The sequence below is a fragment of the Nocardia niigatensis NBRC 100131 genome (genome assembly GCF_000308655.1).
GTDB lineage: Bacteria > Actinomycetota > Actinomycetes > Mycobacteriales > Mycobacteriaceae > Nocardia > Nocardia niigatensis.
Genome location: NZ_BAGC01000002.1, coordinates 59,439 through 85,541 on the forward strand (window position 1 = coordinate 59,439; position 26,103 = coordinate 85,541).

The 26,103-nt window shown below is 66.4% G+C and carries 34 protein-coding genes and 3 tRNA genes; 10 read left to right on the forward strand and 27 right to left on the reverse strand.

Annotation, left to right across the window (positions count from 1 at the left end; translation table 11 throughout):
- The first annotated feature begins 1 nt into the window (after window position 1).
- The 3 genes from ON33_RS00685 to ON33_RS00695 all read left to right on the forward strand — a co-directional run bounded on the left by ON33_RS00685 (window position 2) and on the right by ON33_RS00695 (window position 2,311).
- Window positions 2-86, forward strand: a tRNA-Ser gene (locus ON33_RS00685).
- Between the two features lie 97 nt (window positions 87-183).
- Complete coding sequence (nicT, locus tag ON33_RS00690) at window positions 184-1,215, forward strand: Nickel transporter NicT (RefSeq protein WP_040853938.1); 1,032 nt, start codon at window positions 184-186, stop codon at window positions 1,213-1,215.
- 46 nt (window positions 1,216-1,261) lie between these two features.
- Window positions 1,262-2,311, forward strand: coding sequence for an alpha/beta hydrolase (locus ON33_RS00695; protein WP_040853718.1), 1,050 nt, complete (start codon window positions 1,262-1,264; stop codon window positions 2,309-2,311).
- Window positions 2,312-2,345: 34 nt separating this feature from the next.
- Here ON33_RS00695 and hisC read toward each other — a convergent pair whose 3' ends face one another.
- Complete coding sequence (hisC, locus tag ON33_RS00700; protein WP_040853719.1) at window positions 2,346-3,425, reverse strand: histidinol-phosphate transaminase; 1,080 nt, start codon at window positions 3,423-3,425, stop codon at window positions 2,346-2,348.
- A 165-nt stretch (window positions 3,426-3,590) separates the two neighbouring features.
- On the opposite strand from hisC, the gene ON33_RS00705 reads away from it, so the two are divergent.
- The 3 genes from ON33_RS00705 to ON33_RS00715 all read left to right on the forward strand — a co-directional run bounded on the left by ON33_RS00705 (window position 3,591) and on the right by ON33_RS00715 (window position 4,569).
- The gene (locus ON33_RS00705) at window positions 3,591-4,283 is read left to right on the forward strand and encodes a dienelactone hydrolase family protein (protein WP_040853723.1); all 693 of its coding nucleotides are present in this window, start codon (window positions 3,591-3,593) and stop codon (window positions 4,281-4,283) included.
- 88 nt (window positions 4,284-4,371) lie between these two features.
- A tRNA-Ser gene (locus ON33_RS00710) sits at window positions 4,372-4,461 on the forward strand.
- 35 nt (window positions 4,462-4,496) lie between these two features.
- Window positions 4,497-4,569 (forward strand) — tRNA-Arg (locus ON33_RS00715).
- A gap of 58 nt (window positions 4,570-4,627) precedes the next feature.
- Here ON33_RS00715 and ON33_RS00720 read toward each other — a convergent pair.
- Genes ON33_RS00720 through ON33_RS00755 form a run of 11 tightly spaced genes read right to left on the reverse strand, consistent with a single transcriptional unit; the run spans window position 4,628 to window position 11,607 of the window.
- Window positions 4,628-5,788: a site-specific integrase gene (locus tag ON33_RS00720; RefSeq protein ID WP_245550244.1), complete on the reverse strand. Its 1,161-nt coding sequence runs from the start codon at window positions 5,786-5,788 to the stop codon at window positions 4,628-4,630.
- 35 nt (window positions 5,789-5,823) lie between these two features.
- Window positions 5,824-6,000, reverse strand: a complete 177-nt coding sequence (locus ON33_RS40465; protein WP_085996650.1) for a helix-turn-helix domain-containing protein — start codon at window positions 5,998-6,000, stop codon at window positions 5,824-5,826.
- 15 nt (window positions 6,001-6,015) lie between these two features.
- Window positions 6,016-7,710, reverse strand: coding sequence for a replication initiator (locus tag ON33_RS00725; protein ID WP_218001342.1), 1,695 nt, complete (start codon window positions 7,708-7,710; stop codon window positions 6,016-6,018).
- Window positions 7,710-8,372: a hypothetical protein gene (locus tag ON33_RS00730; RefSeq protein WP_051151492.1), complete on the reverse strand. Its 663-nt coding sequence runs from the start codon at window positions 8,370-8,372 to the stop codon at window positions 7,710-7,712. The genes ON33_RS00725 and ON33_RS00730 overlap by 1 nt, the downstream gene beginning before the upstream one ends.
- On the reverse strand, window positions 8,369-8,548 hold the full coding sequence (locus ON33_RS40815) for a hypothetical protein (RefSeq protein WP_157184349.1): 180 nt from the start codon (window positions 8,546-8,548) through the stop codon (window positions 8,369-8,371). The genes ON33_RS00730 and ON33_RS40815 overlap by 4 nt, the downstream gene beginning before the upstream one ends.
- Window positions 8,545-8,712: a hypothetical protein gene (locus ON33_RS40820; RefSeq protein WP_157184350.1), complete on the reverse strand. Its 168-nt coding sequence runs from the start codon at window positions 8,710-8,712 to the stop codon at window positions 8,545-8,547. The genes ON33_RS40815 and ON33_RS40820 overlap by 4 nt, the downstream gene beginning before the upstream one ends.
- Window positions 8,709-10,016 (reverse strand): FtsK/SpoIIIE domain-containing protein, encoded by a 1,308-nt coding sequence (locus ON33_RS00735; protein WP_051151493.1) that lies wholly within the window; start codon window positions 10,014-10,016, stop codon window positions 8,709-8,711. The genes ON33_RS40820 and ON33_RS00735 overlap by 4 nt, the downstream gene beginning before the upstream one ends.
- Window positions 10,016-10,639: a DUF2637 domain-containing protein gene (locus ON33_RS37825; RefSeq protein WP_051151494.1), complete on the reverse strand. Its 624-nt coding sequence runs from the start codon at window positions 10,637-10,639 to the stop codon at window positions 10,016-10,018. Before ON33_RS37825 ends, ON33_RS00735 begins: the two co-directional genes overlap by 1 nt.
- Window positions 10,640-10,685: 46 nt before the next feature.
- Window positions 10,686-10,865: a hypothetical protein gene (locus ON33_RS00745; protein ID WP_040853728.1), complete on the reverse strand. Its 180-nt coding sequence runs from the start codon at window positions 10,863-10,865 to the stop codon at window positions 10,686-10,688.
- A complete protein-coding gene (locus tag ON33_RS00750; RefSeq protein WP_157184352.1) occupies window positions 10,865-11,107 on the reverse strand; it encodes a hypothetical protein in 243 nt (80 codons plus the stop codon). Before ON33_RS00750 ends, ON33_RS00745 begins: the two co-directional genes overlap by 1 nt.
- Before the next feature lie 14 nt (window positions 11,108-11,121).
- A complete protein-coding gene (locus ON33_RS00755) occupies window positions 11,122-11,607 on the reverse strand; it encodes a hypothetical protein (protein WP_051151495.1) in 486 nt (161 codons plus the stop codon).
- A 132-nt stretch (window positions 11,608-11,739) separates the two neighbouring features.
- Between ON33_RS00755 and ON33_RS39225 the strand changes: the two genes are divergently transcribed.
- The 3 genes from ON33_RS39225 to ON33_RS00775 all read left to right on the forward strand — a co-directional run bounded on the left by ON33_RS39225 (window position 11,740) and on the right by ON33_RS00775 (window position 15,110).
- Window positions 11,740-12,537, forward strand: a complete 798-nt coding sequence (locus tag ON33_RS39225; RefSeq protein ID WP_083868499.1) for a GntR family transcriptional regulator — start codon at window positions 11,740-11,742, stop codon at window positions 12,535-12,537.
- Between the two features lie 40 nt (window positions 12,538-12,577).
- Window positions 12,578-13,372 (forward strand): glycosyltransferase, encoded by a 795-nt coding sequence (locus ON33_RS00770; protein ID WP_051151496.1) that lies wholly within the window; start codon window positions 12,578-12,580, stop codon window positions 13,370-13,372.
- A 1,330-nt stretch (window positions 13,373-14,702) separates the two neighbouring features.
- Window positions 14,703-15,110 (forward strand): single-stranded DNA-binding protein, encoded by a 408-nt coding sequence (locus ON33_RS00775; protein WP_051151497.1) that lies wholly within the window; start codon window positions 14,703-14,705, stop codon window positions 15,108-15,110.
- Between the two features lie 544 nt (window positions 15,111-15,654).
- On the opposite strand, the gene ON33_RS00780 is transcribed toward ON33_RS00775, so the two are convergent.
- The 14 genes from ON33_RS00780 to ON33_RS00835 form a co-directional block, all read right to left on the reverse strand.
- Window positions 15,655-16,854, reverse strand: a complete 1,200-nt coding sequence (locus ON33_RS00780) for a tyrosine-type recombinase/integrase (protein WP_157184353.1) — start codon at window positions 16,852-16,854, stop codon at window positions 15,655-15,657.
- Window positions 16,855-16,928: 74 nt separating this feature from the next.
- Window positions 16,929-17,105: an excisionase family DNA-binding protein gene (locus tag ON33_RS39230; protein WP_157184354.1), complete on the reverse strand. Its 177-nt coding sequence runs from the start codon at window positions 17,103-17,105 to the stop codon at window positions 16,929-16,931.
- Window positions 17,106-17,124: 19 nt separating this feature from the next.
- Entirely contained in the window at window positions 17,125-18,894 is a 1,770-nt protein-coding gene (locus ON33_RS00785; RefSeq protein ID WP_245550245.1) for a replication initiator, read from the reverse strand.
- Entirely contained in the window at window positions 18,891-19,064 is a 174-nt protein-coding gene (locus ON33_RS40825; protein WP_157184355.1) for a hypothetical protein, read from the reverse strand. Before ON33_RS40825 ends, ON33_RS00785 begins: the two co-directional genes overlap by 4 nt.
- Complete coding sequence (locus tag ON33_RS00790; protein ID WP_040853737.1) at window positions 19,061-19,243, reverse strand: hypothetical protein; 183 nt, start codon at window positions 19,241-19,243, stop codon at window positions 19,061-19,063. Before ON33_RS00790 ends, ON33_RS40825 begins: the two co-directional genes overlap by 4 nt.
- The gene (locus tag ON33_RS00795) at window positions 19,240-20,568 is read right to left on the reverse strand and encodes an FtsK/SpoIIIE domain-containing protein (protein ID WP_051151499.1); all 1,329 of its coding nucleotides are present in this window, start codon (window positions 20,566-20,568) and stop codon (window positions 19,240-19,242) included. Before ON33_RS00795 ends, ON33_RS00790 begins: the two co-directional genes overlap by 4 nt.
- 48 nt (window positions 20,569-20,616) lie before the next feature.
- Entirely contained in the window at window positions 20,617-21,249 is a 633-nt protein-coding gene (locus ON33_RS37830; RefSeq protein ID WP_051151500.1) for a DUF2637 domain-containing protein, read from the reverse strand.
- Window positions 21,250-21,255: 6 nt separating this feature from the next.
- Window positions 21,256-21,636: a hypothetical protein gene (locus ON33_RS00805; protein ID WP_040853739.1), complete on the reverse strand. Its 381-nt coding sequence runs from the start codon at window positions 21,634-21,636 to the stop codon at window positions 21,256-21,258.
- 6 nt (window positions 21,637-21,642) lie between these two features.
- Window positions 21,643-21,948, reverse strand: coding sequence for a hypothetical protein (locus ON33_RS00810; protein ID WP_040853740.1), 306 nt, complete (start codon window positions 21,946-21,948; stop codon window positions 21,643-21,645).
- Entirely contained in the window at window positions 21,948-22,469 is a 522-nt protein-coding gene (locus ON33_RS00815) for a hypothetical protein (protein WP_040853742.1), read from the reverse strand. Before ON33_RS00815 ends, ON33_RS00810 begins: the two co-directional genes overlap by 1 nt.
- Entirely contained in the window at window positions 22,466-22,801 is a 336-nt protein-coding gene (locus ON33_RS00820; protein ID WP_218001343.1) for a WhiB family transcriptional regulator, read from the reverse strand. The genes ON33_RS00815 and ON33_RS00820 overlap by 4 nt, the downstream gene beginning before the upstream one ends.
- Window positions 22,801-22,983, reverse strand: a complete 183-nt coding sequence (locus ON33_RS00825; protein ID WP_040853746.1) for a hypothetical protein — start codon at window positions 22,981-22,983, stop codon at window positions 22,801-22,803. The genes ON33_RS00820 and ON33_RS00825 overlap by 1 nt, the downstream gene beginning before the upstream one ends.
- A complete protein-coding gene (locus tag ON33_RS00830; RefSeq protein ID WP_040853748.1) occupies window positions 22,983-23,270 on the reverse strand; it encodes a hypothetical protein in 288 nt (95 codons plus the stop codon). The genes ON33_RS00825 and ON33_RS00830 overlap by 1 nt, the downstream gene beginning before the upstream one ends.
- The gene (locus tag ON33_RS00835; protein WP_051151501.1) at window positions 23,270-23,749 is read right to left on the reverse strand and encodes a hypothetical protein; all 480 of its coding nucleotides are present in this window, start codon (window positions 23,747-23,749) and stop codon (window positions 23,270-23,272) included. The genes ON33_RS00830 and ON33_RS00835 overlap by 1 nt, the downstream gene beginning before the upstream one ends.
- A gap of 116 nt (window positions 23,750-23,865) precedes the next feature.
- Here ON33_RS00835 and ON33_RS00840 point away from each other — a divergent pair, with 116 nt between their 5' ends.
- Entirely contained in the window at window positions 23,866-24,636 is a 771-nt protein-coding gene (locus ON33_RS00840) for a GntR family transcriptional regulator (RefSeq protein ID WP_245550246.1), read from the forward strand.
- A 6-nt stretch (window positions 24,637-24,642) separates the two neighbouring features.
- Here the strand turns inward: ON33_RS00840 and ON33_RS00845 are convergent, their stop codons facing one another.
- Entirely contained in the window at window positions 24,643-25,479 is an 837-nt protein-coding gene (locus ON33_RS00845; protein WP_040853749.1) for a hypothetical protein, read from the reverse strand.
- Window positions 25,480-26,103 lie beyond the last annotated feature (624 nt).

The window sequence follows — 26,103 nt, forward strand, 5'->3', positions numbered from 1 at the left end:
TGGAAGCGTGGCAGAGCGGCCGAATGCACTCGCCTTGAAAGCGAGCGTCGTGAAAACGACCGGGGGTTCAAATCCCTCCGCTTCCGCTAGAACCCGCGGGTGGACAAGGCTTTTCGAGCCGAGAACTCCTGCGCGGTCATCGCCGTCGACGGATGAGGGTGCGCGGTGCGGAGCTGGATCGGCATGGGTCTCGCCATCCTCGCCCTGCACATCCTCGGCTGGGGCACCCTGCTACTGGTCGTGGTGCCCGGCCATCATGTGGTGCAGGGCTCGGTGTTCGGCGCCGGCCTGGGCATCACCGCCTACACCCTCGGCATGCGGCATGCCTTCGACGCCGATCACATCGCCGCCATCGACAACACCACGCGAAAGCTGGTGGCCGAGAGCGGCCGTGTCAGGTCGCACACCGTCGGATTCTGGTTCGCGCTCGGCCATTCCAGCATCGTGTTCGTGATGGTGGCGCTGCTGGCGCTGGGCGTGCGGGCGCTGGCCGGCTCGCTCGCGGACGAGGGCTCGGGCCTGCACCGCTGGACCGGACTCTGGGGCACCAGCATCTCCGGAAGCTTCCTGATCGCCATCGGACTGCTGAATCTGGTTTCCCTGGCCGGGATCTGGAAGGTGTACCGGCGCATGCGCGGCGGCGACTTCGACGAGGCGCGGCTGGAACGCGCGCTCGCCGAGCGCGGCGCGCTCAACCGGATGCTCGGCCCGGTGGTGAAGCTGGTGCGCCGGCCGTGGCAGATGTACCCGGCCGGGCTGCTGTTCGGACTGGGCTTCGACACCGTCACCGAGGTCGGCCTGCTGGTCATCGCGGGCGGCGCGGCCGCCACCGGATTGCCCTGGTACACGATTCTCGTACTGCCGCTGCTGTTTTCGGCGGGCATGGCGCTGTTCGACGCCCTCGACGGCGCGTTCATGAGCTACGCCTACGACTGGGCCTTCGCCCGGCCGGTGCGCCGGATCTACTACAACTTGGTGATCACCGGGCTGTCGGTCGCGGTGGCGCTGCTCATCGGCACCCAGGAGATCGTCGCGCTGCTGGTCGAAAAGCTGAACATCACCTCAGGTTTCGTGGCGTGGATCGGCAACCTGGATCTGAGCGGCCTCGGCTACCTCGTGGTGGGGTTGTTCGTGCTCACCTGGACGGTGGCGCTGGCGGTATGGCGGTTCACCGATATCGAGGCCCGCTGGGAACGCGATCTCGTCTCGGACTGATGGTTCAGGTGACCGCCGACCGGCGGTTTCTGGTAAATGTGGCGGGGTGGCCAGCCGTCGCATCGCGAGTCGCTTGTTCGGTGCCTTCGCGAGCGCTGCCCTGCTGGCCGGCGCGGCGACCGTGGAAGCCCCACTCGCGCTGACCGATCCACCCGCCGAGACCGGCTCCAACGAGGAATCCGCGCCGGGCGTCGATCCGGTCCACCCCGCGCAGGCGCGCATCGAACGGGTCGAGACCGTGGCCGGGAGGCTGCTGGCCGTCTTCGTCGCCTCCCCGGCGATGGGCCGCACGGTCGAGGTGCAGGTGCTGCTCCCCGCTGAGCACGACAGCCCGCGTCCGACCCTCTACATGCTCGATGGCCGCAGTGCCGCAGCCGATGTCAACAACTGGACCGCCCGCGGCGGCGCGCTGTCCTTCTTCGCCGACAAGAACGTGAACGTGGTCTTCACCCTCGGTGGTCCCGCCAGCTACTACACGGACTGGCAGCGCAGCGATCCGAAACTGGGCACCAATCGCTGGGAGACCTTCCTGACCCGCGAGCTGCCACCGCTCATCGACGCCCGCTTCGGCGGGGACGGCAGAAACGGGCTGGAGGGCGTCTCCATGGGCGCGGAGGCGGCCATGATGCTGGTTACCCGCAATCCGGGCCTGTATCGCGCGGTGGCGGCGCACAGCGGCTGCTACGCAATGAGTTCCGACTTCGGGCAGGCGCAGGCGCGCGCCGTGATCGGGACCTTCGGCGGCGATCCGGACAATATGTTCGGCCCGTCCGACGATCCCCAGTGGGCCGACCACGATGTGATGGCCCGCGCGGAAGCCCTGCGCGGCAAGGCGATCTACCTGTCGTCCGGCAGCGGACTACCAGGGGAACATGACACCCCGGGCAATCCGGACCTGCGCAGCGCGGTGCTGTTCGGCGGGCCCATCGAGGCGGGCGCCGACATGTGCACCCGCCAATTGGCCGACCGGCTGGCGCAATTGGCGATCCCGGCGACGGTCGAGCGGCGGCCCACCGGCACGCACTCCTGGCCCTACTGGGCCGACGAACTGCCCCGCTCCTGGCCGACCATGGCCGCGGGACTGGGCATCGGCTAGTCCGGGCCGGCCGGCCGATCGCGATCGGCCGCGGTCAGCCGAGGAATCGCGCGATGGTCTCGGGATCGGTGGCGAAATGCAGGAAGGCGTCGTTCTCGTGCGGGTCGCCCGCGGTGACGCGCACGCCGTCCGCGCCGTAGGGCCGGATGATGACGCCCGCCTCGGTGCTCGCCGCGCCGTACTCGGCGCTGCGGTCACCCAGCGGCAGCCAGATGAAGTTGGAGTGGCTCACCGGCACCCGGTAGCCCGCCGCGAGCAGCGCCTGCCGCATGCGATCGCGTTCGGCCACAACGGCATCGGTGCGTTCCAGTAGCTCGTGCCGCGCCTCCAGCGAGGCGATGGCCGCCGCCTGCGCCACCCGGCTCACACTGAACGGGATGTGCACCTTCATGAGCGCGGTGATCACCTCGGGGGCGCCGACCGCGTACCCGACGCGCAGCCCGGCCAGGCCGTACGCCTTCGAAAACGTGCGCAGCACCAGCACATTCGGGCGGGTGCGGCCCAGCTCGACGCCGTCGGGGAAGTCCTCGGCGGGCATCCGCAGGTACTCGAAGTAGGCCTCGTCCAGCACCACCAGCACGTCCGCGGGCACCCGGTCGAGGAACTCGACGATCTCCGCCTTGCCGCGGGCGGTGCCGGTCGGATTGTTCGGGTTGCAGACGAAGACCACCCGGGTGTTCGGGGTGATGGCCGCCGCCAAAGCGTCCAGATCATGGGTGAATTCGCCGTCCAGCGGCACCTGGACCGCCTTGGCGCCCGCCACCTGGGCGACGATCGGGTACGCCTCGAACGAGCGCCACGCGAACAGCACCTCGTCCTCGGGATCGCGGCAGGTGATCTGCACCAGCTCCTGGCACAGTGCCACGCTGCCGCAACCGGCCGCCACGTTCTCGAGCTCCACACCCAGGAAATCCGCGAGGGCGCCGCGCAATTCGATGGCGTGGTTGTCCGGGTACCGGTTGGACAGCTCGACGGCCTCGGTGATCGCCTTGGTCACCGACGGCAGCGGCGGGAAGGTGGTCTCGTTGCTGGCCAGTTTCACCGCGCCGGGGTGCGTCTTGCCGGCGACGTACGCCGGGATGGCATCGAGGTCCGGGCGAATGTGCGCGCTCACCCCTCCACCCTATGTCCCGTCCGCCTGCGGCCGTCCCGGGGTGTCGTCTGGTTTGCCGATCGGGACATACGTGTGCCCGAATGGGGCTCGGCCGGAATATCTCCGGCTTATCTGACCTCGGGAAAGATTTATCTCGTTTTTACCTGGCGCCACTACAGTGGCCCTATGTCGGGCATTTATCGAGAACTCGCCCCTGTGCACGACACCACCACTGTTCCGCTTCGGGTTCTGGAACCCGAGGGGCACGCGCGCGGCGGCATCGTGGTGTTGCACGAATCACGTGAATTCACCGAGCCATTGCTGGATCTCATGCGTGCACTCGCCGACGACGGCTGGACCGTGATCGCGCCGGAGCTCTTCCACCGTCCCGCCAACGGCGGCGCCGCGGAAGCCGTCTTCGGGGACGAGCTCTTCGCCGATTTCGACGCCTGCTTCGAGTGGCTCACCGGACACGGGGTCTTCAGCGACTGCGTCGGCGTCCTCGGCTTCGACTCCGCCGGCACCGCCGCCGCACTGGTCGCCACCAACCGCCGCATCGGCGCCGCGGTGAGCGTCGCCGCCCCCGGCATCGAGACCCCGCTCACCCCGGAGGCCGTCGCCCTCCTCGCCGCCGCCCCCGCCTTCCAGGCGCCCTGGCTCGGCCTCTTCGGCGAGGACGACCCCCTGACCCCGCCCGATCAGGTCGACCGCCTGCGCGAGGCCGCCGCCCGCGCCGACGTCGCCACCCTGGTGGTCACCTACCCCGGCCTCCACCACCGCCCCGACCAACCCGGTTTCGACCCCGCCGCCCACGAGGACGACTCGGTCCTCGACGCCCAGACCAGAATCTATGAATGGTTCGACTCGCACCTACGCTGACCAGCCGATTTGGCCTATTGGTCACCCGCTGTGTAATCTTCTGTCCCGGCGGTTCGAAAGGAACCGGCGCCCTCGAAGAGGGGCACCAGGAGGCGTGCCAGAGCGGCCGAATGGGACTCACTGCTAATGAGTTGTCCCTTCACGGGGACCGGAGGTTCAAATCCTCTCGCCTCCGCCAAGCCCGGTACGCCGGGTACACATTTGAATAGCCATGCGCCCGTAGCTCAACGGATAGAGCATCTGACTACGGATCAGAAGGTTGGGAGTTCGAGTCTCTCCGGGCGCGCAACAGAAAGAAGCCCTGACCAGCAGTTTAGCGGTCAGGGCTTCTTTCGTATCAGCAATTATCCGGCGTCGATGTCACGAGTTGTCACAACCGCCCCCAAAATCGCTGCCGCATCGGCAAGGGCGTGGTCCTGCGAATGAGCGTAGGTGCGCTGAGTGAAGCTGGCATCGGTGTGCCCGAGCCACTCAGCAATCACGGCAATCGGCACCCTCCGCAGATGCATGGTCGTGCCCGCGGTGTGCCGGCAATCGTGCAGGCGAATGTGACGAACCCCGGCCGCCTTCGCAGTCTTCGTCCAGGCGTGCGAGAGCGTGTGCGGGTGGTACGGGTTGCCCGCCTCATCGCATGCCACGTACCCGCCCGTGCCGTAGGCGTCGCCGACTGCCAGTTTCTCGCCGGCCTGCCGACGATGTGCCCGCTTCAGCACTTCCACCAGGTCGCCGTCCATGGGCAAAGTGCGCTTCGATGCTTCGGTCTTGGGTTCGTCCTCAATGGCAGTGCCACCGGCCGCCGCCCGGCCGATCTCGATAGTGAGTGTCTTCTCGGCGAAATCGATGTTCCGCCACCGCAATCCGCCGATCTCGCTGCGTCGCAATCCTCGCAGAGCAAGATGCCACAGGTGTTCGTTGCGGTCCTCGGTCAGGCTGTCGAGCACCTGGCGCACCTCCTCGGCGGTGAAGGTGTCCGGCTTCCTGCGGCGCCGCGGAACCGCCTTGATCTGCTCGGCGACATTGCGCGCCACCAACTTCCGGTCCACCGCGTAGTCGAGCACCATGGCCATGCTGTCCACCGTCCGATTCAGTGACCGGGCAGCCCACGGCCGCCGCACCCGTCCCTTTGGGGTCTGAGTGCCACCCTCACGCAACGCCACCACGAGTTCGTCCAGGTGCTTGCGCGTCAGCTTCTGCACCGCGAGCGTGCCGTACTGCTGCTTGACCGGCGCAAGGTCGTACTCGTACCCGGCGAGGGTGGTCCGGCGCACCGAGTGCAGACTCTTCAGCCAGTCATCGATGATCTCGGCCACGGTCACGTCCTTGCGCGGGACGAAGGTGCCCGAGGCAGCCTGATCGAGGAACCGCGCCAACGCGTCGCGCGCCTCTTTCTCGGTCTTGAACCGTCGCCGGATCTGGTGGCGCTTACCGGTCTCCGGGTCACGGCCGGCGTCGGCGACCACCTCGTAGCGGACCACGTCTTTCTTGGTGCGCCGATCGGTGATCATCATCTTCGTGATCTGCGGCGGAAGCTGTTGCCTGCTCATGCCGCGGTCCCGTCCAGTCGTGCGATGTAGTCGGCCACCGCCTGCTCAGTGACGAAGCGCCGGCGACCGATCTTCACCGACCGCAGTTCACCGGAGATGATCAGTTCGTAGTACTTGCTGTGCCCGATCGGAATCCGTTTGCGGACTTCGGATTCGGTGAGTAGCTGTGCCATCTTCTGTTCCTCCGTTCACGCCGCTTGCCCAGTTGCCGAACTATCCGAGGGATCCGGGTCCGGCGGTTCTGCTGCCAACTGGGCTTTGAGGTATTCAGCGCGCCACGCCGTGCGCTTGGCGATCACGGCCATGATCAGGTGTTCGCGCAGGGGCCGTTCCCAGTCACCGGGTTGCACAGGCCGCATCTGCAAACGGCTGGTGTCGGGCTTGAGGATGCCGACCTTGGCGAGCAGTTGCCGAACAAACTCGGCGCGGTCGGCCCGGTGATCCGGCAGGGTCTTGCCGGTCCAGCGGCGCGAAACCAGCACCCGCCGACCGGGCAGGCCGAGGGTGGCGCGGCGGTGCGCCTTGCCCTTGCAGTGACCGGGCACGGTCCTGTCGGAGACGCCGCGGGGGACGATGCCGTAGCGCAGCCACACCGGGCATTTCTCCGAGCACGGGGTGAGGGTCAGCTCATGGTGCAGCCGGTCGTAGTGGGCACGGACGCGGGCCGAGTCCGAGTCCAGCACCTCGCCAATGGATTTGGTCAGGTACTTGGTGACGTAGCGGATCGTCCTGTTGGCCTCGGTTCCGGCGACGACGCCCTGAATGTGTCGGGGATCGACCTGGGCGCCGAAGCTTATGGTGTGGGCGGGTTCGAACTCGTCCACCTCGCCGATCACGTCCAATGCGTCATCGATGGTGGGCAGAGCGCGGCCGGTCCGCGGATCGGTGAACGTGACGCCGTTCCACACCGGCATCCGGTCGTCGTCGTACTCGGGGTGGTCGAAGTGTGGCCACCAGACCTGGTGATAGGTGGCCTCGGTCACCAGCCGGATCAGCTTGCGCGACACCGGGGTTCGCAGAAGCACGTGCAGGTGTGGGGCGCCGCGCTTCTGCGGTTCCACGACCGCGAAGTACTGGATGTCGTAGCCGACGACGCGGCGCAGGTTCTGAATCCAGCGGTCGAACAGCGCGGAGAAGTGGATGATGTCGCGGGCCGCTCGGGTGTAGTCGTAGGTGCGCGGGTCACGCGGGGAACCATCGGAGCAGACCTTGCCCTTCTCGTCGCGGGCACCGACTCGGTTGATCTGGCCGTAGGAGGGCAGGGTCAAGGTGATGAACATGCCGGGCAACCACTTGCCGTCCAGCACCTCACCGATGGTGCGCTTGGTGACCTTGCGACGCGGCAGGTTCGGGGCGTCCTGGCGCCGGCGGGTCGAACGCTGCCGGCGCGGGTTGGCCACGGCATCCGGATCGGGCAGGCGACCGCGGAGGCCGAGTTCGCGGAGTTCCCGGTCCAGGTCGGCGATCACGTCCCGGAACGCGGCGGCGGACTCCTCGTCCCCGTTGTCCTTGGCGGTTCGGTACTCGGCGAGCAGATCCGCGCGGGCAGTGAGCACCTGGACCTGCAAGCCGGACGGGTTCGTGGTCGGGTCCACGGGTTCGTGGTCGAGGTGCCAGCCTTCGGTGCACTGTTGAATGCGCAGGGCGCGAGCAGCTTTCGCGCATGCCGGGCACGCCGATTCCATGGTGGACTTGCAGGGCGCGCCCTCGTAGGTGGTCTTGCCGGTGTCCGGGTCGAACACGCGCATCGCGATCGGGCGTTTGCACACCTCGTACTTCTCGGCGGCGGCCTGGGCGATGTCGTGCAGATCCGGCAGCGCGCGGCGAGCAGCAGCATCGGTCCGCGATGGCGGAAGGTCAGAGGTGGGGTCGTCGATGCTCATCAGGCAGCGTCCTTCCGGGTCTTGCGGTGACGGGGCAGCGTCCGCCACGCGTCTGCGGGCAGGGCGATCGGTTCAGCGAGGGAATCGCCGTGGCGGAACACCAGTTCCACGAGGGCGGGGCCGGCGTCGATGGCGCGGCATTCGGTGGCGCCGAAGGCGTGGGCCAGGCGGACGACGCGGGTGTGGTAGTCCTCGGGTGACTGGCCGGGCAGCATCCGCACCCGCACCCGGTCGAGGTGGTCGCCGATGGTGACTGTGCGCAGCCGCGGGACGTAGAGGGCGTGGGCGTCGCCCTCGGTGAGCCCGCAGGCGGTGAGCATGCGTGCCCAGCGGCGGCGGTAGCGGAACCAGCACAGGAACCGCACCCGTGCCCGATCGATGACCCAGCGGCGGAACGACTTCGGCGAGGTCGCCAGCCACAGGCCCAGACCGGCGAGTCCGAGCGCGGCCACCGCGGCGCCGGCGGGCCAACCGAGCAGGACACCGGCGGCGAGGGCCGCGCCGATCGGGATCGAGATCATCGGGAACAGCAGCGCCCACCAGAGTGTGACGAACACCGCGGCGAGCAGACCGACGAGGAAATGGCCGAGCGCGGTGAGAACCAGGTCCATGGGATCGAATTCGCCGGCGGGTCGGGCGTGACGGGTGGGTGTCGCGGTCATGACTGAGTTCCTTCGGTGGAATCGAACAGCGACAGTTGGTCCTCGCAGATCCAGGTGCGAGGAATGTCCTTGCCCGCGGCTTTGCGGCGGCGCTTGGACTTGGCCACCTGATCAGCGGCGGCCCGGACAATCGGATTCACCAGCGGTGCTGGGGGTTTGCGATCGGAGGCAGTCATGCCGCCCACCGCCCGCCGTCGTAATCCACGGCCAGGCCGAGGGTGTCGTCTTCCTCGATGGGGTCGGCGGCGGTGTGGAGCGGGTCGAAGCCCTGGCGTTCGAGCCAGAACCGCAGCGAGATCTGTGCGTCGAGGCCGCGGTCGTAGCGGTGGCGGGTGCTCATGCCGCCGCTCCCGTCTCGCCGAAGCCGTCTTCGTCGCCGAGGTCGTCGGGGTCGAAGTCGCTGTAGTCCTCGGTGGGGCCGGTGATTTCCGGTGCCGGCGAGTAGGCGTCCACGATCCGGTCGGCGGCGTAGTCGCTGACGTAGAAGGCGCGGACCCGCACGAATTCGGCGGTGCCGTCCTCGCCGACGTAGCCGACGCCGGGCGTCAATTCCGAGATCTCGTCGCAGCGGGCGCCGCGGTCCTTCGCGCCCTGGCCGTGGACCATGGCGTTCTGGGTCGGCTCGTCCAGCCGCAGCCCGATCCGGACCGGGAACAACTGCCGGTTGGGCATCGTCTCCTTGGACGGGTCCTGCAAGGCAGCGACCACCGTGACCGCGGCGGCGCGGCCCTTGGACAGCAGGAGCCCGGTCAGGCGGCGGAACTCCTGCTGCTGGTCGCGGTCGGCATAGGACGACAACGAGGCGGCCTCATCGATGATGATCAGGATCAGGGGTTCGTCCACACTCGGGACGAGCTTGCGGATTCCTTCGGCGCGCATGCGGGCCAGACGTTCGTCCATCACCTCGACCGCCTCTTTGAGCATCGCGAGGATGGTGTCGGCGTCGGTGGTGAACCGCACGAACAGCCGGCCCTCACCGCGCCCGAACTCCGCACCGCCCTTCGGATCTGCCATCCACACATCCACCAACCCGGCTTTGATCGCCGGGCCGAGGGCGTTGAGGATCGACCAGAGCACCGAGCCCTTCCCGGAGCCGGTCGCGCCGGCGAGCAGGATGTGGCCGTAGAGGATGCGCAGCCGCCACGGCAACCCGTCCTCCCGCACGCCCACGTGGGCCGCTTCCAGGTCCACGCCGTGAACCACCGCCGGCGTCATCACCGGGGCAGCGAGGGTGTCGAAGGCCCTCACCTGCAAGCGAATCCGAGCCGGCTCCGGGCAGGCCGCACGGACCTGCGGAACCATCAGGTAGTGGGCCAGCGCGTCGAGCATCTCCGGGTCGGTCCAGGTCTTCGTGGACTGCCCGCACAGCAGTGTCCATTCCACCTCGATGCCGGTCTCGGTGTAGTCCCACCACTCCAGCCGCGGGAAGCCGCGTTCCATCGTGCCGAGGCCCAGCGTGACCAGCATGGACATGCGCCGGGAATTGTCGGCGAGAACCTCTACCGCCCTGGACAACTCGGCCGGCGTCGCAGCAATCAGCTGTTCGAAGTCAGTGGGCTTGCGGCCGCGGAGAATCCAGGTGGTGCACCCGAGCGCGGCCAGCGCGGGAACGGTGAGCGGAACGATTGACGTGAGCAGGGTCATCACGCACCCCCAACAGGTACAGAGATCGGAAGCATGGTTTGCAGCGGGAGCGCGGGCCGCAGCGGCTTTGCCACGGCCGGCGCAAGAACGGGAAGGGGTTGGGGAGTCGGAGCAGGAGCCGGCGACGCTGCCGGTTCGACCGTGTCCACGCTGACCGGGTCCGACTCGATGGGTTCTTTGACGACCGCCTCAGCAAGCGGTGCTGAAACACGTTGTGCCGCACGGAAAAGCAGTGCGAGTCCGTGGGTATCGGCGAGCAAACTTAGCGGTGCGATAGCGGCCACCAGCGCGCACGCCCACGGGGGAAGCGACTTGCCGGCGGCGACCGCGTGCAGGCTGTTGCCGGCGATCGAGACCATGGCACCGATGACCAGCACCCGCCGGAACCATTGCCGTTCGGTGGAATTCGCCAGTACCAGTGCGCCCACGGTGGCCTCGATGATGGTGCCGTCCACGATCATCGGGAACAGCCACGCATCCGAGGCCGGAATGTGGGCCAGTTTCGCCAGATCCCGCAGGGTGGCGAACGAGAGCCAGAAGGCGGCCATGCCCACGGCCACCGTGGTGGTGACCGCGAACAGGCGGGCCGCGACCATGGCACGGGACTTCTCGGCGATGTCCATCACGCAACCTCCGCCATCCCGTCATTGCCGAGCCGAAAGGGTGCGCTCATCGCGGGTCACCGCCCACGGTCGAAGCGATGCAGAACGGTGCGCACGCACCCGGAACCGGGCTCGGGGCCGGCGGGCTGGATTCCCGCGGACCGAAGGCCAGCAGCAGCGACACCGGCAGGAAGCAGATCGCGGCCAGCATCAACATGGCCTGGTAGATCATCCGCGCGATGCCCATCACGCCACCAACTTCGGGTCGCTGGGCGAATCCTTCAGCGCCACAGCGTGTTCCACCATCGCGACACCCAGCGCGTACAGCAGCGCTTCGGCGTCCTCGATGTCGAGGACCATTCGGATGTCATCGCCGTTGAACTGCACGTACACCAATGCCGGGATCGGGTACGAGAATCCGTGGCGGTCGGTGTAGATGTAGGCGGGTCGGTATTCGACCTTGTGCAGGCCGGTCGTGCTATTGGTCACGGTGATGTGCGACATCACGCCACCGCCTCGGACTCGTTGGCGGAACGGCCATTACGGGTCGGACGCGACGCCGGAACGTCCGCCGGCGGCTGGTTCGAGCCGGAGGTGTCGCCGACGATGCCGGTCGCGCGCAGGGACCAGCCGATCGTCTTGAACTGACCGTCACCGACGACGCGGGGCTTGACCTGCAAGCCGGCCAGGACGACCGGGGTGTAGCCGGGCATGATCGGCGTCGCCGAGGGAACCGGCTGCACGTCCGAGACGAACACCACGTCCAGGGTCTTGCCCTTCGCGCCGGAACCGGTCGGGTCGGCCACCGTGCCCTTCCACAGCCGCTTGCCCGTGCCGTTGCCGAAGTCGTCCAGATCGACCTTCTGCTTCTTGGGCTTGTTGCGGTCCGTGCCGAACTCGGTGATCGGCTCGATTGCGCCGATCAGCATCGTCCCTTCCGGGAACACGTCCTCGTACTTGGGCTTGAACCACGCGTCCTTGAGAGCCATGATTGAAATCTCCTCTTGTTCTACTGTCCTCTATAGGACAACTCCTATATAGGACAGCAGAACACGGCACCCTCAGTCAAGACCTACAGAGGACATGAGATGATGAGTTCAAACGGCAAGAGAGGAGCGGCCATGCCCGCGAAGTACGAGCTAATCGCGGATGAGCTTCGACAGCGCATCAAGGCTGGTGAGCTACATCCTGGCGATCGAGTGCCAGGGGAAGCCGCTCTGATTGATCAGTACAAGGTCAGCATCCCGACCGTTCGCCAAGCTCTGGCGGTCCTGCGTACCGAGGGACTGATCGAAGCGAAGCACGGAGTCGGAACATTCGTTCGCGCGCCCCGCGTCAAGGTCCGCCGAACCGATGAGCGATACCAGTGGGAGAAGAACCGAGTACGTGAACCTGAGTCGGTCAGACGTGCCAGCGGTGCGACCGAGCAGGATTCCGGACTTTCGATGCCCGGACTCGCCTTCACTGCTCACTACGAAGTCATCTACGCCGACGATGGACTCGCGGACGCGTTCGAGGTGCCGGCGGGAACGAAAGTCCTTCAGCGGGACTACCGCACCCGACCGCATGCCGAGGACGCGCCACTGAACATGAGTCGGTCATACCTGCTGTACGAGGATGCCGCGGCCAATCCGGACCTACTCGATGTCGACAACGAGCCTTGGCCTGGAGGCACACAGCACCAGCTCTTTACGCTCGGAATCGAGGTCGATCACATCGCCGAAGAGATCGAGACGCGGCCACCGACTGCCCAGGAAGCAGACGAGCTTGGCATGGCACGGGAAGGGACTGCGGTCTTTGATATTCGAAAGCGAGTCGTTGACGTAACCGGTCGAGTGGTCGAAGTTGTAGACGTCATCCTTCCCGGCGATCGGAGTCAGCTGGTCTTCACCACGCATCTCGCAAGGTGGCAAAAATGAGCCCTCAAAACTCTCGAACAGCGAATCGGAGAGCCATCCAATGCTGATATCGGTCATCACGCCCTGCTACCAGTCTCAAGCGGAGTTCCTTGCCGCAGCCTACAAATCCCTTGTGTCACAACAACTTCCGGAAGGCTGGGACTGGGAATGGCTGGTACAGGCGGACGGCGAAAGCGAACCACTGCCCCTCTCTGACGAGGCTTTGGCAGACCTGCGAGTCAAACCGGCTAGCGGCCCATCGGGCGGTCCAGCAGTAGCGCGAAATCTCGCCCTGGCCCGCTCCGCGGGTGAGCTAATCGCGGTGCTCGATTCCGACGACATCCTCACGCCGGGAGCACTCGCCCGCGGCATCGAAGCCCTTACCGATCGCCCAGCGTGTGGATGGGCCGTCAGCCGCGCACTGGACCTCATGCCGGACGGCAGCCTAGTTCGCCCCAAAAACGAGCCGACCAGCATCAGCGGCTTTCTTCCCCGAGGTTGGGTATTCGACTACTGGTCCAGCCACAACTACGACCTGCCCGTCCACCCCGCAACGCTGTGCATCCGACGAGAGTGGCTAATGGCTATGGGCGGTTGGATGGCCATGCCGCATGCTGAGGACGCGGGGCTTCTTCTTGCCGTTCAAGCGGTCGTGCCCGGTCTCTACATCTCGAAGGTCGGACTGCACTACCGGATACACGGCGATCAAATCACTCGGTCGTTGACGCGGGAAACCCGACCTGAGCGGCTGAACATCATTGCTGAGCGTGTTCACGCCATTGGAGCATTGCTCGTCCGTCCGGTTCCCAAGTGGGAGCCAGGTGACCGTGTAGGCGGTGACCGCTACATCCCGTAGCCGCATCTTCGCCTTCTTGGACGACAGGCTGGGACTCCCGATTCGCTCATCGAATCCGGCTGAGTCCCAGCCTTTTCCGTGCCCACTAGGTGTGGTGTCTCGACGGCAGGCAGAGAATCTCACCGGAGTCAACCTGGTGGACAGCGTATCCGGCCTGGCAACGTAGAAGTTCCTCCGAACCGTCAACCGTCACCAGCAGGTAGTCCCTGCTGGTGCCATCGGGCGCCAGAGTGTAATAGCCCGGTCGCAGATTGTTCGCCATGATCGGAGTGTCTCACGGCCGGAATCTGCTGTCCCGAAATCGATTCCGACCATCGGAGTCCGCAGACTCGAATGCGCGACGATCCAGCAACCCGAAGCGGAATACAGCCCACAGTCCCCGGCTCCATCCGTACGCCAGCGTTTGCCTCGCATTCCACTGCCGAATTCCGCCATACAGGATCAAGAGCGGCGCGCTGGCGCGCGCCGCCCCGCGCTACGCCGCACCCCGGGGCAGCTCCGCAGGCTCCGCTGCCCCGGAGCGTCGGCGCGTTGCGGCTCCCACCAGCACGCCACTCATGACACCCAAAAGGCCAATCCGCCATCTGCTCGCGTGACAAGCGCCCAGCGATCGAACCCGGCAGCACCATGCCCGCTCCCCGCCGACCGAACCAGACCGTCGATTCGCCGACGCCGACGCCACCGCCGCCACGGCCACGCCGAATGCTCTGCGCGCCCTGCCATTCCAGCACGCTCACCACCGTGCCAACACCCAGTCACAGCCCAGCGCACGGTTTGGAGTCCTCGCCGATGCGGGTCCGGGGACCAGACGCTGACCGGCGACGCCGCCCCGGCATCCTCCGCCCATGCCGCCTGCACTCTCCCGAGCAAGCCCTCCCCAGCAACCGCCACACATGCCACCCTCACCGACATCGGCCCACCGGCCCCGCTGACGACCGAACCCACGGCCATCGCCGCTGCCAATGAATCTGGCAACGCCCTTCCCGGTGCCACCCGTTCACGGCCCGCGATCACCACCGAGCCGCCCGGCGACAGCGACAGCCACGGCACCAGCCACGCCGATGCCCTCCCGGCGCCGCAGTCCGAGCACCGTTCTCCCGATGTCCGGCAGGCCGAGTGCCACCATGGCAGACCCCGCACGGCCACGCCAAGACCAAGCGGTGTCACCGCGGCTACACCTCCCAATCGAGCTACCGCACAAGGTCTTTTGGGAGGCGCATCCACGGCGAGTCTTGACGCAACCGCACAGTGCCCACCACAGCGACCCCCGTCCCGCCAGACACCGAGAGCCCGGCGCCCGCCCGGACTCCACCACCAGGAGGTCACCGTCATGGCCAGCACCGTGTCCGTCACCATCACCGGCCATCTCGCCGACGATCCCGAACCGCGCACGACCGGCACCGGAAAGTTCGTCACCAACTTCACCGTCATCGCCAACGACCGCGTGTTCGACCGCCAGCAGAACCAGTGGGTCGATGCCGGCAAGACCGTCATGCGCGTCGCCTGCTGGGGCGACCTCGCCCAGGAGACCGCCGACAGCCTGGTCAAAGGCTGCCGCGTCACCGTCACCGGTCACCGCCTGGTCCCCGACGCCTACATCGGCAAGGACTCCAAACCGCACGCTGTGCTGCAACTGACCGCCGACACGGTAGCGATCGATCTGAAATACCAGTTCGCGAAGATCACCCGTCGCGTCCGCAGCAACGGCGGCCCCGGCACCGACGAACCGCCGTTCTGATCCGGCCGACGCAGACCGGGCCTGGCACCACCGGGTCCGGTCTCTGACCACCCGCCACACGAACAGTTGCCGAATTCGCCTTTTATGTATTGAAAGGCGCCCACGCCAAATACCTTGAGGAGGAGCGGCTTCGGGGGTTCCCCGCTTCCTCATAGGCCCAATTGTCTCGCTCCAGGAGACCGCCTCAAGGGCGCTTCGCGTCGGCTACGCCGATGGGCTGCGCCCACCCTTGACCCGGTCTCCTTCCACTGAGGGCGGCCAGTATGAGGAAACAGGGAGAAGAACAGTCTCCGGGAGCAGGGGACCGCGGGTAGACGGTCTATCCGCGGGGCATCGGCGATGTCACCGCACTGTCACAAGTGGGGCGGACTTCCCCGGATTCGGGCAGACGAATAGCCCTTGGCCTACGACGTCAGTACGACGAGGAATACCGTTCCAGCCGGTCGCATTCCGACTACGGATCAGAAGGTTGGGAGTTCGAGTCTCTCCGGGCGCGCAACAGGTCAGAGACCCTTTCGCATCACGCGGAAGGGTCTCTTTCGTCCTATTCGACGACACCATTTGACGACAACCCGGGGCCGCGGAGCAGCCGGTCCATGCCGGCGACCGCGTCCCGCTGCACCGAGTCGATGACCTTCAAATAGGTGCCCGTCGTCACCGATATCGACGAGTGCCGCAGAATCCGCTGGACCGTCGCGGCCTCCACACCCTGGGCGAACAACAGTGTGGCGCAACTGTGCCGGAGATCATGCAGCCGGATCAGGCGCACGCCCGCGCGACGAACGAGGGCCTCGAAGGTCCGATTGAGGTTGCGCGGCTCGATCGGTGTGCCGTTACGGCTGGTGAACACCAGGCCGAGGGTGTTCGCCCGCATCACGGTGTCGTCCCGGAGCTGGTCCCGCCGATGTTGCCGGAGAATTCTGACCAGCTCATCGGGCAGCGGTACCGAGGTCTCGGAGCTCTCGGTCTTCACGTCGTGCAGCGCAAGCGTCCCGCCGATCCGGTACAGCGCCCGGGCGATGTCCACCGTGCCGTTGGCCAGGTCCACATCCGTCCACCGCAGGCCCAATGCCTCACCACGGCGCAGACCGATCGCCAGCGCTACCGACCACAACGCGTGGAGCCGATGCTCGCTGGCAGCCTCCAGGAACGTCAGCGCCTCCGCTTCGGTCCAGGGCTTCTCCTTGCGCTGGCGTCCGGCCGGCATCTTCACTTGCCGAGCAACGTTGCGCGACAACACTTCCTCTTCCACCGCATCCTGCAACGCCGCACGCAGAGTCCGCAGCAGAGCCCGCCGCGTGCCCACGCTGGGGAACCTCTCGCAGCACTGCTTCGGGGTCCGGGCACAGCAGCGCGCCTTGGCCGGACCGGATTCGGCCCGCTGGGCATCCTTGCCCTGCGCGCAGCACTGGCACTGATCGGCCAGCCTGACCAGCCACTCCCGCACGTGACGCGCCTCCAGGCCCCGCAACTTCCGCTTGCCCAGGCCCGGAACCATATACAGCCGCACCAGCAGCTCATAGGTCTCGTAGGTCTTGGGCCGCACGTTCGGCTCAGCTATCTCCTTGAGCCAGTAGCCCAGGTATTGCCGAACGGTCATCGTGGTCACATCCACCGGAATGCCCTTGCGCTGCAACTCCTTCAGGCGAGTGCGCTCCGCGTCGGCTTCCTCCCACGTGGCGCCGTACACGCTGATCCGCTTGCGCCGTCCGTCCGGAGTGTCCACGAACAGCTTCAGCTCCACACGGCCATCCTTGCGACGACTGATCGTGCCCGAGCCGTTCGGACTCTTCCCGCGAGGCTTCCTCTCGCCAGCCATCACGCCGCCTGCTCGATCAGGCCCGATACGTAGGCGTCGAAGGACTGCCGGACGATCCGCCGGCAGCGTCCCACGGTCACCGACTGCACCTCGTTGGCCCAGATCAGCTGATAGATCATCCAGCGGCTGACCTTCAGCTCCGCCGCCGCCTCCTGCACCGTCATGAACGTACTCACGAGAATCCCCCTTTCCGGCCTAGGCCGCTGTCGTGTCGATAGTCGAAACATGTTGCAGCCCAGGCGAATGCGCCACTGCCATCCGGGCTTCCAGTAGTTGTTTCTCCCACATCGAGCGGCGGGCGATCTCGCCCATGATGAGGTGCTCACGGGGTGGGACGTCCAGGTCGCCCGGTTCGACGAGGCGGATCACCCAGTTCTTGGAGCGCTCCTCTTTGGCGATACCGGCCGCGGCGAGGGTTTGCCGAACGAGTTCGATGCGGTCGGCCTTGTGATCGGGCAAGGTCTTGTTGGACCAGTGGCGCGAGACCAGCACCCGGCGACCGCGCAGGCCGAGGGTGTCGCGGCGGTGGGCCTTGCCCTTGCAGCGTCCGGGCTGGGTCTTGGCGCTGGCGCCGCGGGGTGCGATGCCGTAGCGCAGCCACACGCCGCACTTCTCCGAGCACGGAGTCCGGCACATTTCCGCATGCAGACGTTCGTAGTGGCGGCGGGTGCGCTCGTTCGGAGGTTCGAGAACCTCGGCGATGGACTTGGTCAGGTACTTGGTCAGGTAGCCGATCAGCTTGTTCGCGTCACCACCACCGAGCACGCCCTTCGCCTTGCCGGGGCGGACCGGGCCTTGTTCGCCGTCCGGGTCGGTGTCGCCGATGTCCTTGCGGTCCACCTGGACACCCCAGCGGACGACGTGTGCGGGTTCGAGCTCGTCCATCTCGTCCATGAGCGCTTGCGCGTCGTCGAAGGTGGGCAGCACGTACCCGTTGTCGGGGTCGACGAAAGCGCCGGCGGTGGGATCCCAGACCGGCATCCGGTCATCGGAGTACTGCTCGTGATCGAAGTGCGGCCACCACACGCTGTGGTAGCTCGCCGCGATCACCTGGTTGATCAAGGCGTGCGGGTCGGTGCCACGCACGGCGATGTGGGCATGCGGGGCACCACGACGCTGAGGTTCCACGGCAGCGAAGTACTGGACGTCGCGGCCAGCGGCACGGCGGTAGTTCTGGATGAAGCGGTCGAACAGTTTGGGGAAGAACATCGCGTCCCGCGCGGCCCGGCGGTAGTCGTAGGTCTCCGGGTCCACCGGAGAACCATCTCCCACCACCTTGCCGTGCCTGTCGAGCGCGCCGTCACGGTGGCAGCGACCGTAGGAGTCCATCGTGACCGTGAGGAACATCGATGGGCGGTGCCTGCCCGCGAATTCGCGGCCCAGGGTCGTCTTCTCGATCTTCTTGCGGGGCAGGTTCGGAACGTCCTGGCGTCGCTTGGTCGAACGAGTCCGGCGCGGCTTGGGCACGGCGTCGATGGGCTTGATCCGGCCGGAGATGCCCGAAGCTCTCAGCTCACGATCCAGATCGGCGATCACTTCCCGGAAGCTCTCCGCCGCCTCCTCGTCGCCCTGCTCGCGGGCATCCTTGTATCCGGCGAGCAGATCCGCGCGGGCGGTCAGCAGCTCCTGCTGATACTCGCTGGGGGCGTTGCGCTCACGGATCGGCTCCTCCGGGAGATGCCAACCCTCGCGGCATTGGGTGAACCGCAGCGCCCGAGCCTTGGCCGCGCAGCTGGGGCAGTCCGAGGCCCGAGTCGATTTGCACGCTCCGCCAACGTATGTCGACTGTCCCGTGTCGGGATCGAAGGCGCGCATCGGGATCGGGCGCTTGCACACGCCGTACTTCTCCGCCGCGGCTTCGGCGATATCGACCATGTTCGGCAGGGCACGCCGTTCCGCGGCAGTCTGGCGAGCGGGGGCGGATTCGGCCGGCGCGCTGGCAGCGGGTTCGGTGGTGTCGGTCATCGGGTGTGGTCCTTCCCGGTGGGGATGGTGCCGAGCAGCTGACCGTGGCGGTCCCAGGCGAGGACTTCGACGGCCGGTATGCCGCAGCGTCGGCAGTGACCGCTGGGCAGGACGCTGCTCCACTGGTGGCCGAGGACCTCGCAGGTCGAGGTGATCAGTTCGGTGTTCATCTCCAGGTCTCCTGCCCGGGAACGGCCAGTTCGGCGTAGACACGGACACCGCCGGAGCGATCGAGGTAGGTGCGCTCGTCCACGGTGACCCGGAAAGCGTGCGAGGCGATCAGGTCCGCCAACACGCGGGTGATATCGGCGCGGTTGCCCGACAGGCGGATGCGTACGGTGCCGCTCATGCCGCTGCTCCCGTTTCCTCGCCGAACTCCTCGTCACCGAGGTCGTCCGGGTCGAAGCCGCTGTAATCCTCTGTCGGCCCGGTGATTTCGGGTGCGGGGGAGTAGGCGTCGATGATGGCGTCCGCATCCTCGTCTCGGACGTAGAAGGCCCGGACGCGAACGAATTCGGTGGAGCCGTCCACGCCGACGTAGGCGACACCGGGTGTGGTGGTGGGGATCTCGTGGCAGTACGCGCCCCGCTTCTTCGCGCCACGGCCGTGGACCATGTCGTTCTGGCCCTCCTCGGTCATGTGCAGGCCGATGCGGGATGTGAAGTACTGACGGTTGGGCATGGTGTCCTTGGACGGGTCCTGCAAGGCGACGATCACCGTCCAGCCCACCGCGCGGCCCTGGGTCACCAGCAGGCCGATCGACCGCATCCCCTTCTCCACCTGCTCGCGGGTCGCGAACGCCGACATCACCGCGTACTCGTCGATGATCACCACGTTGAACGGGTCGTCCACCGACGGAACGAACTTGCGGACCCCCGCCTCCTTGAGGCAGGCCGCGCGCTCCTGCATCGCCTTCACGGCCTCGTCGAGCATTTCGAGGATGCCCTCAGCGCTGTACTGGAAGCGCTTCCACATGCGGTTCTCCCCACGCCCGAACTCCATGCCGCCTTTGGGATCGGCGAGCCAGAGATCGACCAGGCCCGCTTTCACCGCGGGGCCCAAACCCGCGATGATCGACCACAGCACCGAGCCCTTGCCCGAGTCCGAGGCGCCGGCGACGAGGATCTGGCGGTAGAGGATCTTCAGCGTCCAGGGCTGTCCGTCCTCGCGGATGCCGATGGGAACCGCCTGCAAGTCCACGTCGTTGTGAGCCAACACCGGCAACGCTGCCGGGTCGGCGAGGGTGTCGTGCACCCTCACATGCAGGCGGATCCATGCCGGAGCAGGTGAGGTCACCGTCACCTGCTCCACCCCCAGATAAGTGGCCAACTGGGCGCGGGTGTGGTCGTTGGACCAGTCGTCGAAGGTCTGCCCACTCAACGCCCACAGATCGACGTCGATCCCGTGGCGGGCGTACTCCCAGCCCTGCACGCTCGGGAACCCGTGTTCGGGGTGGCCGAGCTTCAACGTGGTCAGCATGGCGTCGGTCTGCTCGGGATCGGCGAACACCGCCACCGCCGGTCGCAACACCGCCGGCGCCTCCTCAGTGATCTCCTCGGCGGTGCGCAGGCGTTCGGGCTCCGGGCCGTGCCAGGGTCCGGGCAGGATGTAGGCGGCGAATCCCAGCCCGACCGAGGCAGGCAGGGCGAACTGGGCGATGGACAGCAGCGACATAGCGACCCCCAAGGGACGAAGACGGGAAAAGTAGAGCGGTAGAAGCGATTACGGACGCGATGCCGGGATGATCGGGCGAGCCACAGGCATCACCATCGGGATCGGGCGCGCGGGAATCGGGCGGGGTGGGGCAACCGCGACCGACACGGCCACCATCGGCGGGTCAGGAATCGGGTCGAGTTGACGAGGCTCAGCCACCACCGAGACCGGATCGGCGACGGGTACCCGCACCGCAACGGACTCGGCTCCAGGCTCAGCCACGTCCACCGGGATCGGTTGTGCCGCACGCAGAACCAGGATCAGGCCATGGATATCGACCAGCAGCGCCACCGGGGCGACCGCAGCCACCACCGCGCAGCCCCACCACGGCAGACGATCGGCACCGATGACCGCGTGCACGGTGTTGCCGAGGATCGAGACCGCGGTGCCGACCCCGAGCACCCAGGAGAACCAGCGCCGCACACCCGGCTCGGTGGTGACCAGGGCCAGCACCGCAGCGACCCCGGTCGTGGCGTCGATGACCAGCGGGAACAACCACGCATCCCCGGCCGGGATACCGGCATGGGTCGCGAGTTCCCGCAGGCTGACGAACGAGAGCCAGAACGCGGCGATCCCGACCGCGAGGATGGTGGCCACGGCCAGCCCGCGAACCACGAACATGACCGTGACCTTGGTGTTCATGACCGCTCACCGGCCCTCGTAGAACGGGCCGACGATAGCGTCCGGATCATCCCCGACGTACTCGTGGCGATCCATCGCCGCGACCAGCCGAGTCAGCAGCAGCGCTATCCCGTCACGACCGAGCGAAATACCCAGTGCCAGCACCTGACACGGCGAGGACCCCGACTCGAAACGGTCGTGCACCATCAACTCGCGCTCGACGTCCTCGATCAGCTCGACAGCATCGTCGAGACCGAACTCGACGCCGAAGTCCTGAAAAGCGTCATCGATGAGAACCGCGAACCGGACCACGATCCGCGGGCCCTTCCCGTCCACACCATCGGGCCAATACTCGACCGGGACAGGCGCCAGCACAGCCTGTGCATCAATGTCGTACTCGAATTCCATTGCTGCTCACCACCGCTCGAATTCGCAGAACGGCGGGCACAAGGTCGCCGGGTCCGGTGTCGGCATCGGGGTGTCCGAGGTCTGGGCCGGTTCGTCGCAGAACATCACGCACGGCTTGCCGGTCGGGTCCGACACCAGCACCGCGGTCGGGGCAGGCCCGTCCGGGTCGGAGTGATGCCCGAAGACCAGCAGCACCACCGCAGCCGGGGCAATCATGACCGGAGCCACCAGCGCCACAGCGATCCCGAACGCTCCACGGGCGAACGTGGCCGGCGGGGCAGGACGCGGTGCGATGTTGTTGTTCGCCACCATCACTGCTCACCTCCCACCAGCATCGTCCACTCATCGGCCATGCGCTCCTCGTCGCTGAGCCGCTCGCAGCCACACGGCTCATAGGTGATGTCGCGGAACGGAATCGGCTCCAACGCAGCACCCTGGGCAATGCGTCCCTCGTAGACGGCCGCAGCGAGCATCGCCGACAGCTCCTGAGCCATGTTCATGCTCATCAGCAGCGTCGGCATGACCCCGTCGCAGTGATGGCCACCGAAGACCATCACCACCTCGGCGCAGTTCGCACGCGAGGTGCAGCGGAACCGGACAGCCGGAGAGCCCCACGCCTGCAAGTGCTTCGGATCGTTCACGCCATGGCGGCAGTCCGCGAGACTGTCCACGAAATCCAGGACCAGGGAGTCATCGCGAGGAACCCAGTAGCCCTCACGCTTGACCATCGAATCCACCGTCGGGAACAGGGCATCGGAGTTGCCTTCGTGGCGGACGTACCCGTCACCGACCAGCTTGGTATAGCGCGCGATCGCCTTCCACCACCGCATCACGCCGCCTCCTGCCCGTGCTGTGCCTCCTGGTAGATCGAGGACCGTCCGGTCGCGGCCACAAACTCCAACCGCTTCCACGCCGTGCGCTTCGTCGGCAGATTCGCACCCTGCGAGGGCAGCCACACCGAGGCCACCACACCATCGGTCATGCCCTGACGCAGAGCCCACGCCGCACAACCGGCCAGCACCGGGCAGTGCTCACACACCCGCTGCGCCGCCAGCGCCTGATCACGCGATCCAGGGAAGAACAGCTCCGTCTCCACCCCGGCGCACGCACGATCCGGCGACAGACGAGGGTCAGAGAGGCTGTGGTTCAAAGACTTTCGCGTCATCACTGCTCCCCCTCCAGCGCGTCGAACAGGTCCATCTGGCCCTCGCAGGCCCAGGTGGACGGGACGTTCCAGCCGATCTTCTTGTCCCCGCGGCCACGCTTGGGCTTCACACCCTGGTCGGCGGCCACGTTCTCCGCCTTGCGGGTCTTGCGTGCACGCACACGCTGCTCCGAGGTGCTCATCACGCCACCGTCTTCCCGCGCAGCTCGGACACAGCGTCCGAGGAGACGAAATCGGTTGCGCTCAGCCACAATCCGGTGCCGGAATTCGCGGCCTGAGCCAGAGCGCCATCCTTCAGCGCCTCACGCAGCTTCGTGAACAACTCCTCGGCGAACGGCAGCGACATGTACAGCTCACCGGAACCGAGATGAACGACGACCTTGTCGATGGAATCGGTGTAATGGACGAGGAACTCGTCATCGCGGTAGGTGTTCGTGGACGACACGTTCATGAAGGCATCGATGCTCATCACGCGACCGCCTTGTCGCCACGGGTCGGACGCGAGGCCGGAACGTCGGCCGGCGGCATCTTCGACCCCGAGTTGTCGCCCTTGATGCCGGTCGCGCGGTAGATGTAGCCGAGGTACTTGAACTCGCCCTGACCCATCACCCGCGGTTCGCAGGTCAAGCCCTCCAGCTCAATGAAGCGGATCCCCGTGTTCGGCGCGATCTCCTCCGTCGAGGGAACCGGCTGCACCGGAGCCCGGAAGATGACCTCGAAGCTCGCGCGCTTGCCCTTCTCCTCACTCGGGTCCGACACCGTGACCTTCCACAGCGGCAGCATCGTGCCTTTACCCGTCTTCGGGTCGTAGTCGATCGCCTGCTCCGGCACCGCGTTTCGGTCCGGGTTGTACTTGATCACCTGCGTGATCTGACTCAGCATCAGCAGCTGATTCGGGAACACATCGTTGTGCAGTGCAGGGAACTCATGGCCCTTCTGAACGCCCACGTCAATCTCCTTGTGTCCAAAGGCATCCCGCTGGATCGGAAGCCGATGGATCTAGCGTATACGCAACTGCGTATACTCACAATGCTTTGCGTATACACAGAAGGAGTTGATGTGTCATGTTCACAAACGAGGTAGATGGGTATACGCAGTTGCGTATACTGACGATGATTGTCAATAAGGATGAACCGACGCCGAAGGGGCTGAGTCTCGTGGGAGAACCCGCCTACGTCTCGATTGCTGGCGAGTACGCACGCCGAATCCGTTCCGGAGCCCTGCCGCCGGGTACCCAGCTTCCGAGCCTCGCTGAAATGGCAGCCAGCGGTGGAGTTTCGGACATCGTCATCCGTCGCGCGATCAAGCTCCTGCTGAGCCAGGGGCTTGTTCGAAGCATCGAACGCCGGGGAACCTTCGTGGCCGATCGCCCGAACCTCGTGCGAGTGTCGCCGGAGCGGCAGATGGAGAGCCCGGAAACAACTTTCGGTCATGAGTCGGAGCACGAGGTATCGATCGAGCGCGATACAAAACGGGTTCCCGCCTCAGCGGAGCTCGCAGAGGCGTTGGGGCTCACCGAAGGGGTTGAGATCACGCGGGTGATCACTCGGGCCAGTGAAAACGGAAAGCCAATCTCGGTCTCGGATTCCTTCCAGCCCGTCGGGGTCCACGACACGACAGGTGCGGAGTTCTTGGAGGAGACGATCGCCGATCGACTGCCGGCACCGTCCCATGCCGAATGGCTCGGAACACCGCCGGGTGAACTGGTGAAGACCGTCCATCAGCGATTCATCGGCCCGGATGGCCGAGTTCTGATGATCTCGGACGTGTCGTACCCGCTGGATCGGTACGACGCCTTTGTATTCCGGATGGCACTAGGCGGCGACGAATCCTGAGCTGACCTACCTGCGAACCCAGCCCTGAGCCACATCCGCAAGGTTCCACCACGAAACGTACTGGGAGTCAGTCGATTTGAGCTCCCAGTCCGTCGCGAGAGCCTCGAAGAAGGCATCATCACCTGTCTTGCCGCCCTTGGGCTCCCCGACAAAGACCAATCGGCTGCCCCCATTCTGGGCGAACCGCATGAGCGCTTCCGACGCCATTGAGTTTCCCCATCCGGGCGGCCAGCAGAGCAGCAAGGCGAAATCATCGCGGCCCGCTGTTCGCGCCTCGTACTGATCGAGATCTCCCACCTCATGCCACACGTCTCGCTGACCGGCAGCGCCTGGAAACGAGACGTTCTCGGTGTTGTCCGGCGGTTCCGAGTCATACGCATCGATCTTCATGCCAGCGCGAGCGATCTGCGCGGCCCAATAGCCACGCCCCGCCCCGAGCTCTACGAGCGGCAGCCCTTCAAGGAATCCGCGGACCCAACTGATCGTCTGCGGCGACGGTATCGCGTAGGCGTATGCGGCTTGAAGAATCGTCTGCGCATAGGCGAGTCGAGCGCTGCCGGAGACCTTGCCGCCGTTCACGACCCTGTGACCCTCATGCGTTTCAACAGCGGGTCCGACGATGTCCCAGTACGGGTTTCCGTCTGTCGTCTGCCCGCCAGTCATGTAGTGCACGAGACGAAGGTCGAACGATGCATCTCGAAGCTGGTCGTCTGTGCCTGGCAGCATTGGAGCTGTTTCGAGGTAGTCCGCGACCTTCGGGAACTCGGTCCGCAGGCGCCGCTCGTCACCGAGTAGCGCGGCGAGTTCCTCGCGCCGTTCCGGGGTCAGCGTGAGATCAGACATAGCACCGATTCTGCCCTCCGCGCACCGCAATCCGAGTCCAGTTCGCATCTCGTTGCCGAATTTGCCTCTATGGTCTCAAGGGCGACGCACGCGGGCGACGGCGCTGCGCGCCGCCGCCACGCGGCGACGCACAACGCTGGCTGATGGTGCGTCGCCCGCGGTGCGTCGGGCGCGTCGGCGGCACGCAGCGCCGAAGCCCGTAAGGCAGCGCCCCGAAACCCATTGGGCTGCTTCAGGCAACGGACAGGATCGAAAAGCGGGGCGAGCTGGGAGCCGAGTCCGGTCGGATGTCCCTCAGCCGGAACCGAATCGGCCGGCGCCCCGACCGAGGAGCCCGAATCGCTGACATCGGCCGCAGTCACCGCCAAACGAGCTGCCGCACGGCTTCGCCGCTTGCCACGAAGACCCTGCTACCGGAGTTCACGAGCCTGGGAGCCGACGTCGTTGTCGGCTCGCTACCGAGCGCGGTCCCGGTGTCCCGAGTGGGTCAGTAGACGTACCAGGCGTGGCAGATGTGGTCGGTGCACCAGTCGCACTCGCCGATCAGGTACCAGGCGGTCGCAGCCGGGGCCGGTAGTTGGGGCACCCGAGTCCAGGACCAGGGGCGGCGGGGACCGCCGGCGC

Coding starts and splice junctions, on each gene's coding strand:
- ON33_RS00705 (WP_040853723.1), top strand. CDS start 3,591: ATGTCGGGCATTTATCGAGAACTCGCCCCTGTGCACGACACCACCACT.
- ON33_RS00795 (WP_051151499.1), bottom strand. CDS start 20,568: ATGTCGCTGCTGTCCATCGCCCAGTTCGCCCTGCCTGCCTCGGTCGGG.
- ON33_RS00770 (WP_051151496.1), top strand. CDS start 12,578: ATGCTGATATCGGTCATCACGCCCTGCTACCAGTCTCAAGCGGAGTTC.
- ON33_RS40820 (WP_157184350.1), bottom strand. CDS start 8,712: ATGAGCACCCGCCACCGCTACGACCGCGGCCTCGACGCACAGATCTCG.
- ON33_RS00810 (WP_040853740.1), bottom strand. CDS start 21,948: ATGGTGGCGAACAACAACATCGCACCGCGTCCTGCCCCGCCGGCCACG.
- ON33_RS00720 (WP_245550244.1), bottom strand. CDS start 5,788: ATGATCACCGATCGGCGCACCAAGAAAGACGTGGTCCGCTACGAGGTG.
- ON33_RS00840 (WP_245550246.1), top strand. CDS start 23,866: ATGTTCACAAACGAGGTAGATGGGTATACGCAGTTGCGTATACTGACG.
- nicT (WP_040853938.1), top strand. CDS start 184: ATGGGTCTCGCCATCCTCGCCCTGCACATCCTCGGCTGGGGCACCCTG.
- ON33_RS00790 (WP_040853737.1), bottom strand. CDS start 19,243: ATGAGCGGCACCGTACGCATCCGCCTGTCGGGCAACCGCGCCGATATC.
- ON33_RS00775 (WP_051151497.1), top strand. CDS start 14,703: ATGGCCAGCACCGTGTCCGTCACCATCACCGGCCATCTCGCCGACGAT.
- ON33_RS37830 (WP_051151500.1), bottom strand. CDS start 21,249: ATGAACACCAAGGTCACGGTCATGTTCGTGGTTCGCGGGCTGGCCGTG.
- ON33_RS00825 (WP_040853746.1), bottom strand. CDS start 22,983: ATGAGCACCTCGGAGCAGCGTGTGCGTGCACGCAAGACCCGCAAGGCG.
- ON33_RS00805 (WP_040853739.1), bottom strand. CDS start 21,636: ATGGAATTCGAGTACGACATTGATGCACAGGCTGTGCTGGCGCCTGTC.
- ON33_RS00820 (WP_218001343.1), bottom strand. CDS start 22,801: ATGACGCGAAAGTCTTTGAACCACAGCCTCTCTGACCCTCGTCTGTCG.
- ON33_RS40465 (WP_085996650.1), bottom strand. CDS start 6,000: ATGGCACAGCTACTCACCGAATCCGAAGTCCGCAAACGGATTCCGATC.
- ON33_RS00755 (WP_051151495.1), bottom strand. CDS start 11,607: ATGGCTCTCAAGGACGCGTGGTTCAAGCCCAAGTACGAGGACGTGTTC.
- ON33_RS00730 (WP_051151492.1), bottom strand. CDS start 8,372: ATGACCGCGACACCCACCCGTCACGCCCGACCCGCCGGCGAATTCGAT.
- ON33_RS00830 (WP_040853748.1), bottom strand. CDS start 23,270: ATGAGCATCGATGCCTTCATGAACGTGTCGTCCACGAACACCTACCGC.
- ON33_RS00845 (WP_040853749.1), bottom strand. CDS start 25,479: ATGTCTGATCTCACGCTGACCCCGGAACGGCGCGAGGAACTCGCCGCG.
- ON33_RS00735 (WP_051151493.1), bottom strand. CDS start 10,016: ATGACCCTGCTCACGTCAATCGTTCCGCTCACCGTTCCCGCGCTGGCC.
- ON33_RS39225 (WP_083868499.1), top strand. CDS start 11,740: ATGCCCGCGAAGTACGAGCTAATCGCGGATGAGCTTCGACAGCGCATC.
- ON33_RS00725 (WP_218001342.1), bottom strand. CDS start 7,710: ATGAGCATCGACGACCCCACCTCTGACCTTCCGCCATCGCGGACCGAT.
- ON33_RS37825 (WP_051151494.1), bottom strand. CDS start 10,639: ATGGACATCGCCGAGAAGTCCCGTGCCATGGTCGCGGCCCGCCTGTTC.
- ON33_RS00785 (WP_245550245.1), bottom strand. CDS start 18,894: ATGACCGACACCACCGAACCCGCTGCCAGCGCGCCGGCCGAATCCGCC.
- ON33_RS40825 (WP_157184355.1), bottom strand. CDS start 19,064: ATGAACACCGAACTGATCACCTCGACCTGCGAGGTCCTCGGCCACCAG.
- ON33_RS00745 (WP_040853728.1), bottom strand. CDS start 10,865: ATGGGCATCGCGCGGATGATCTACCAGGCCATGTTGATGCTGGCCGCG.
- ON33_RS40815 (WP_157184349.1), bottom strand. CDS start 8,548: ATGACTGCCTCCGATCGCAAACCCCCAGCACCGCTGGTGAATCCGATT.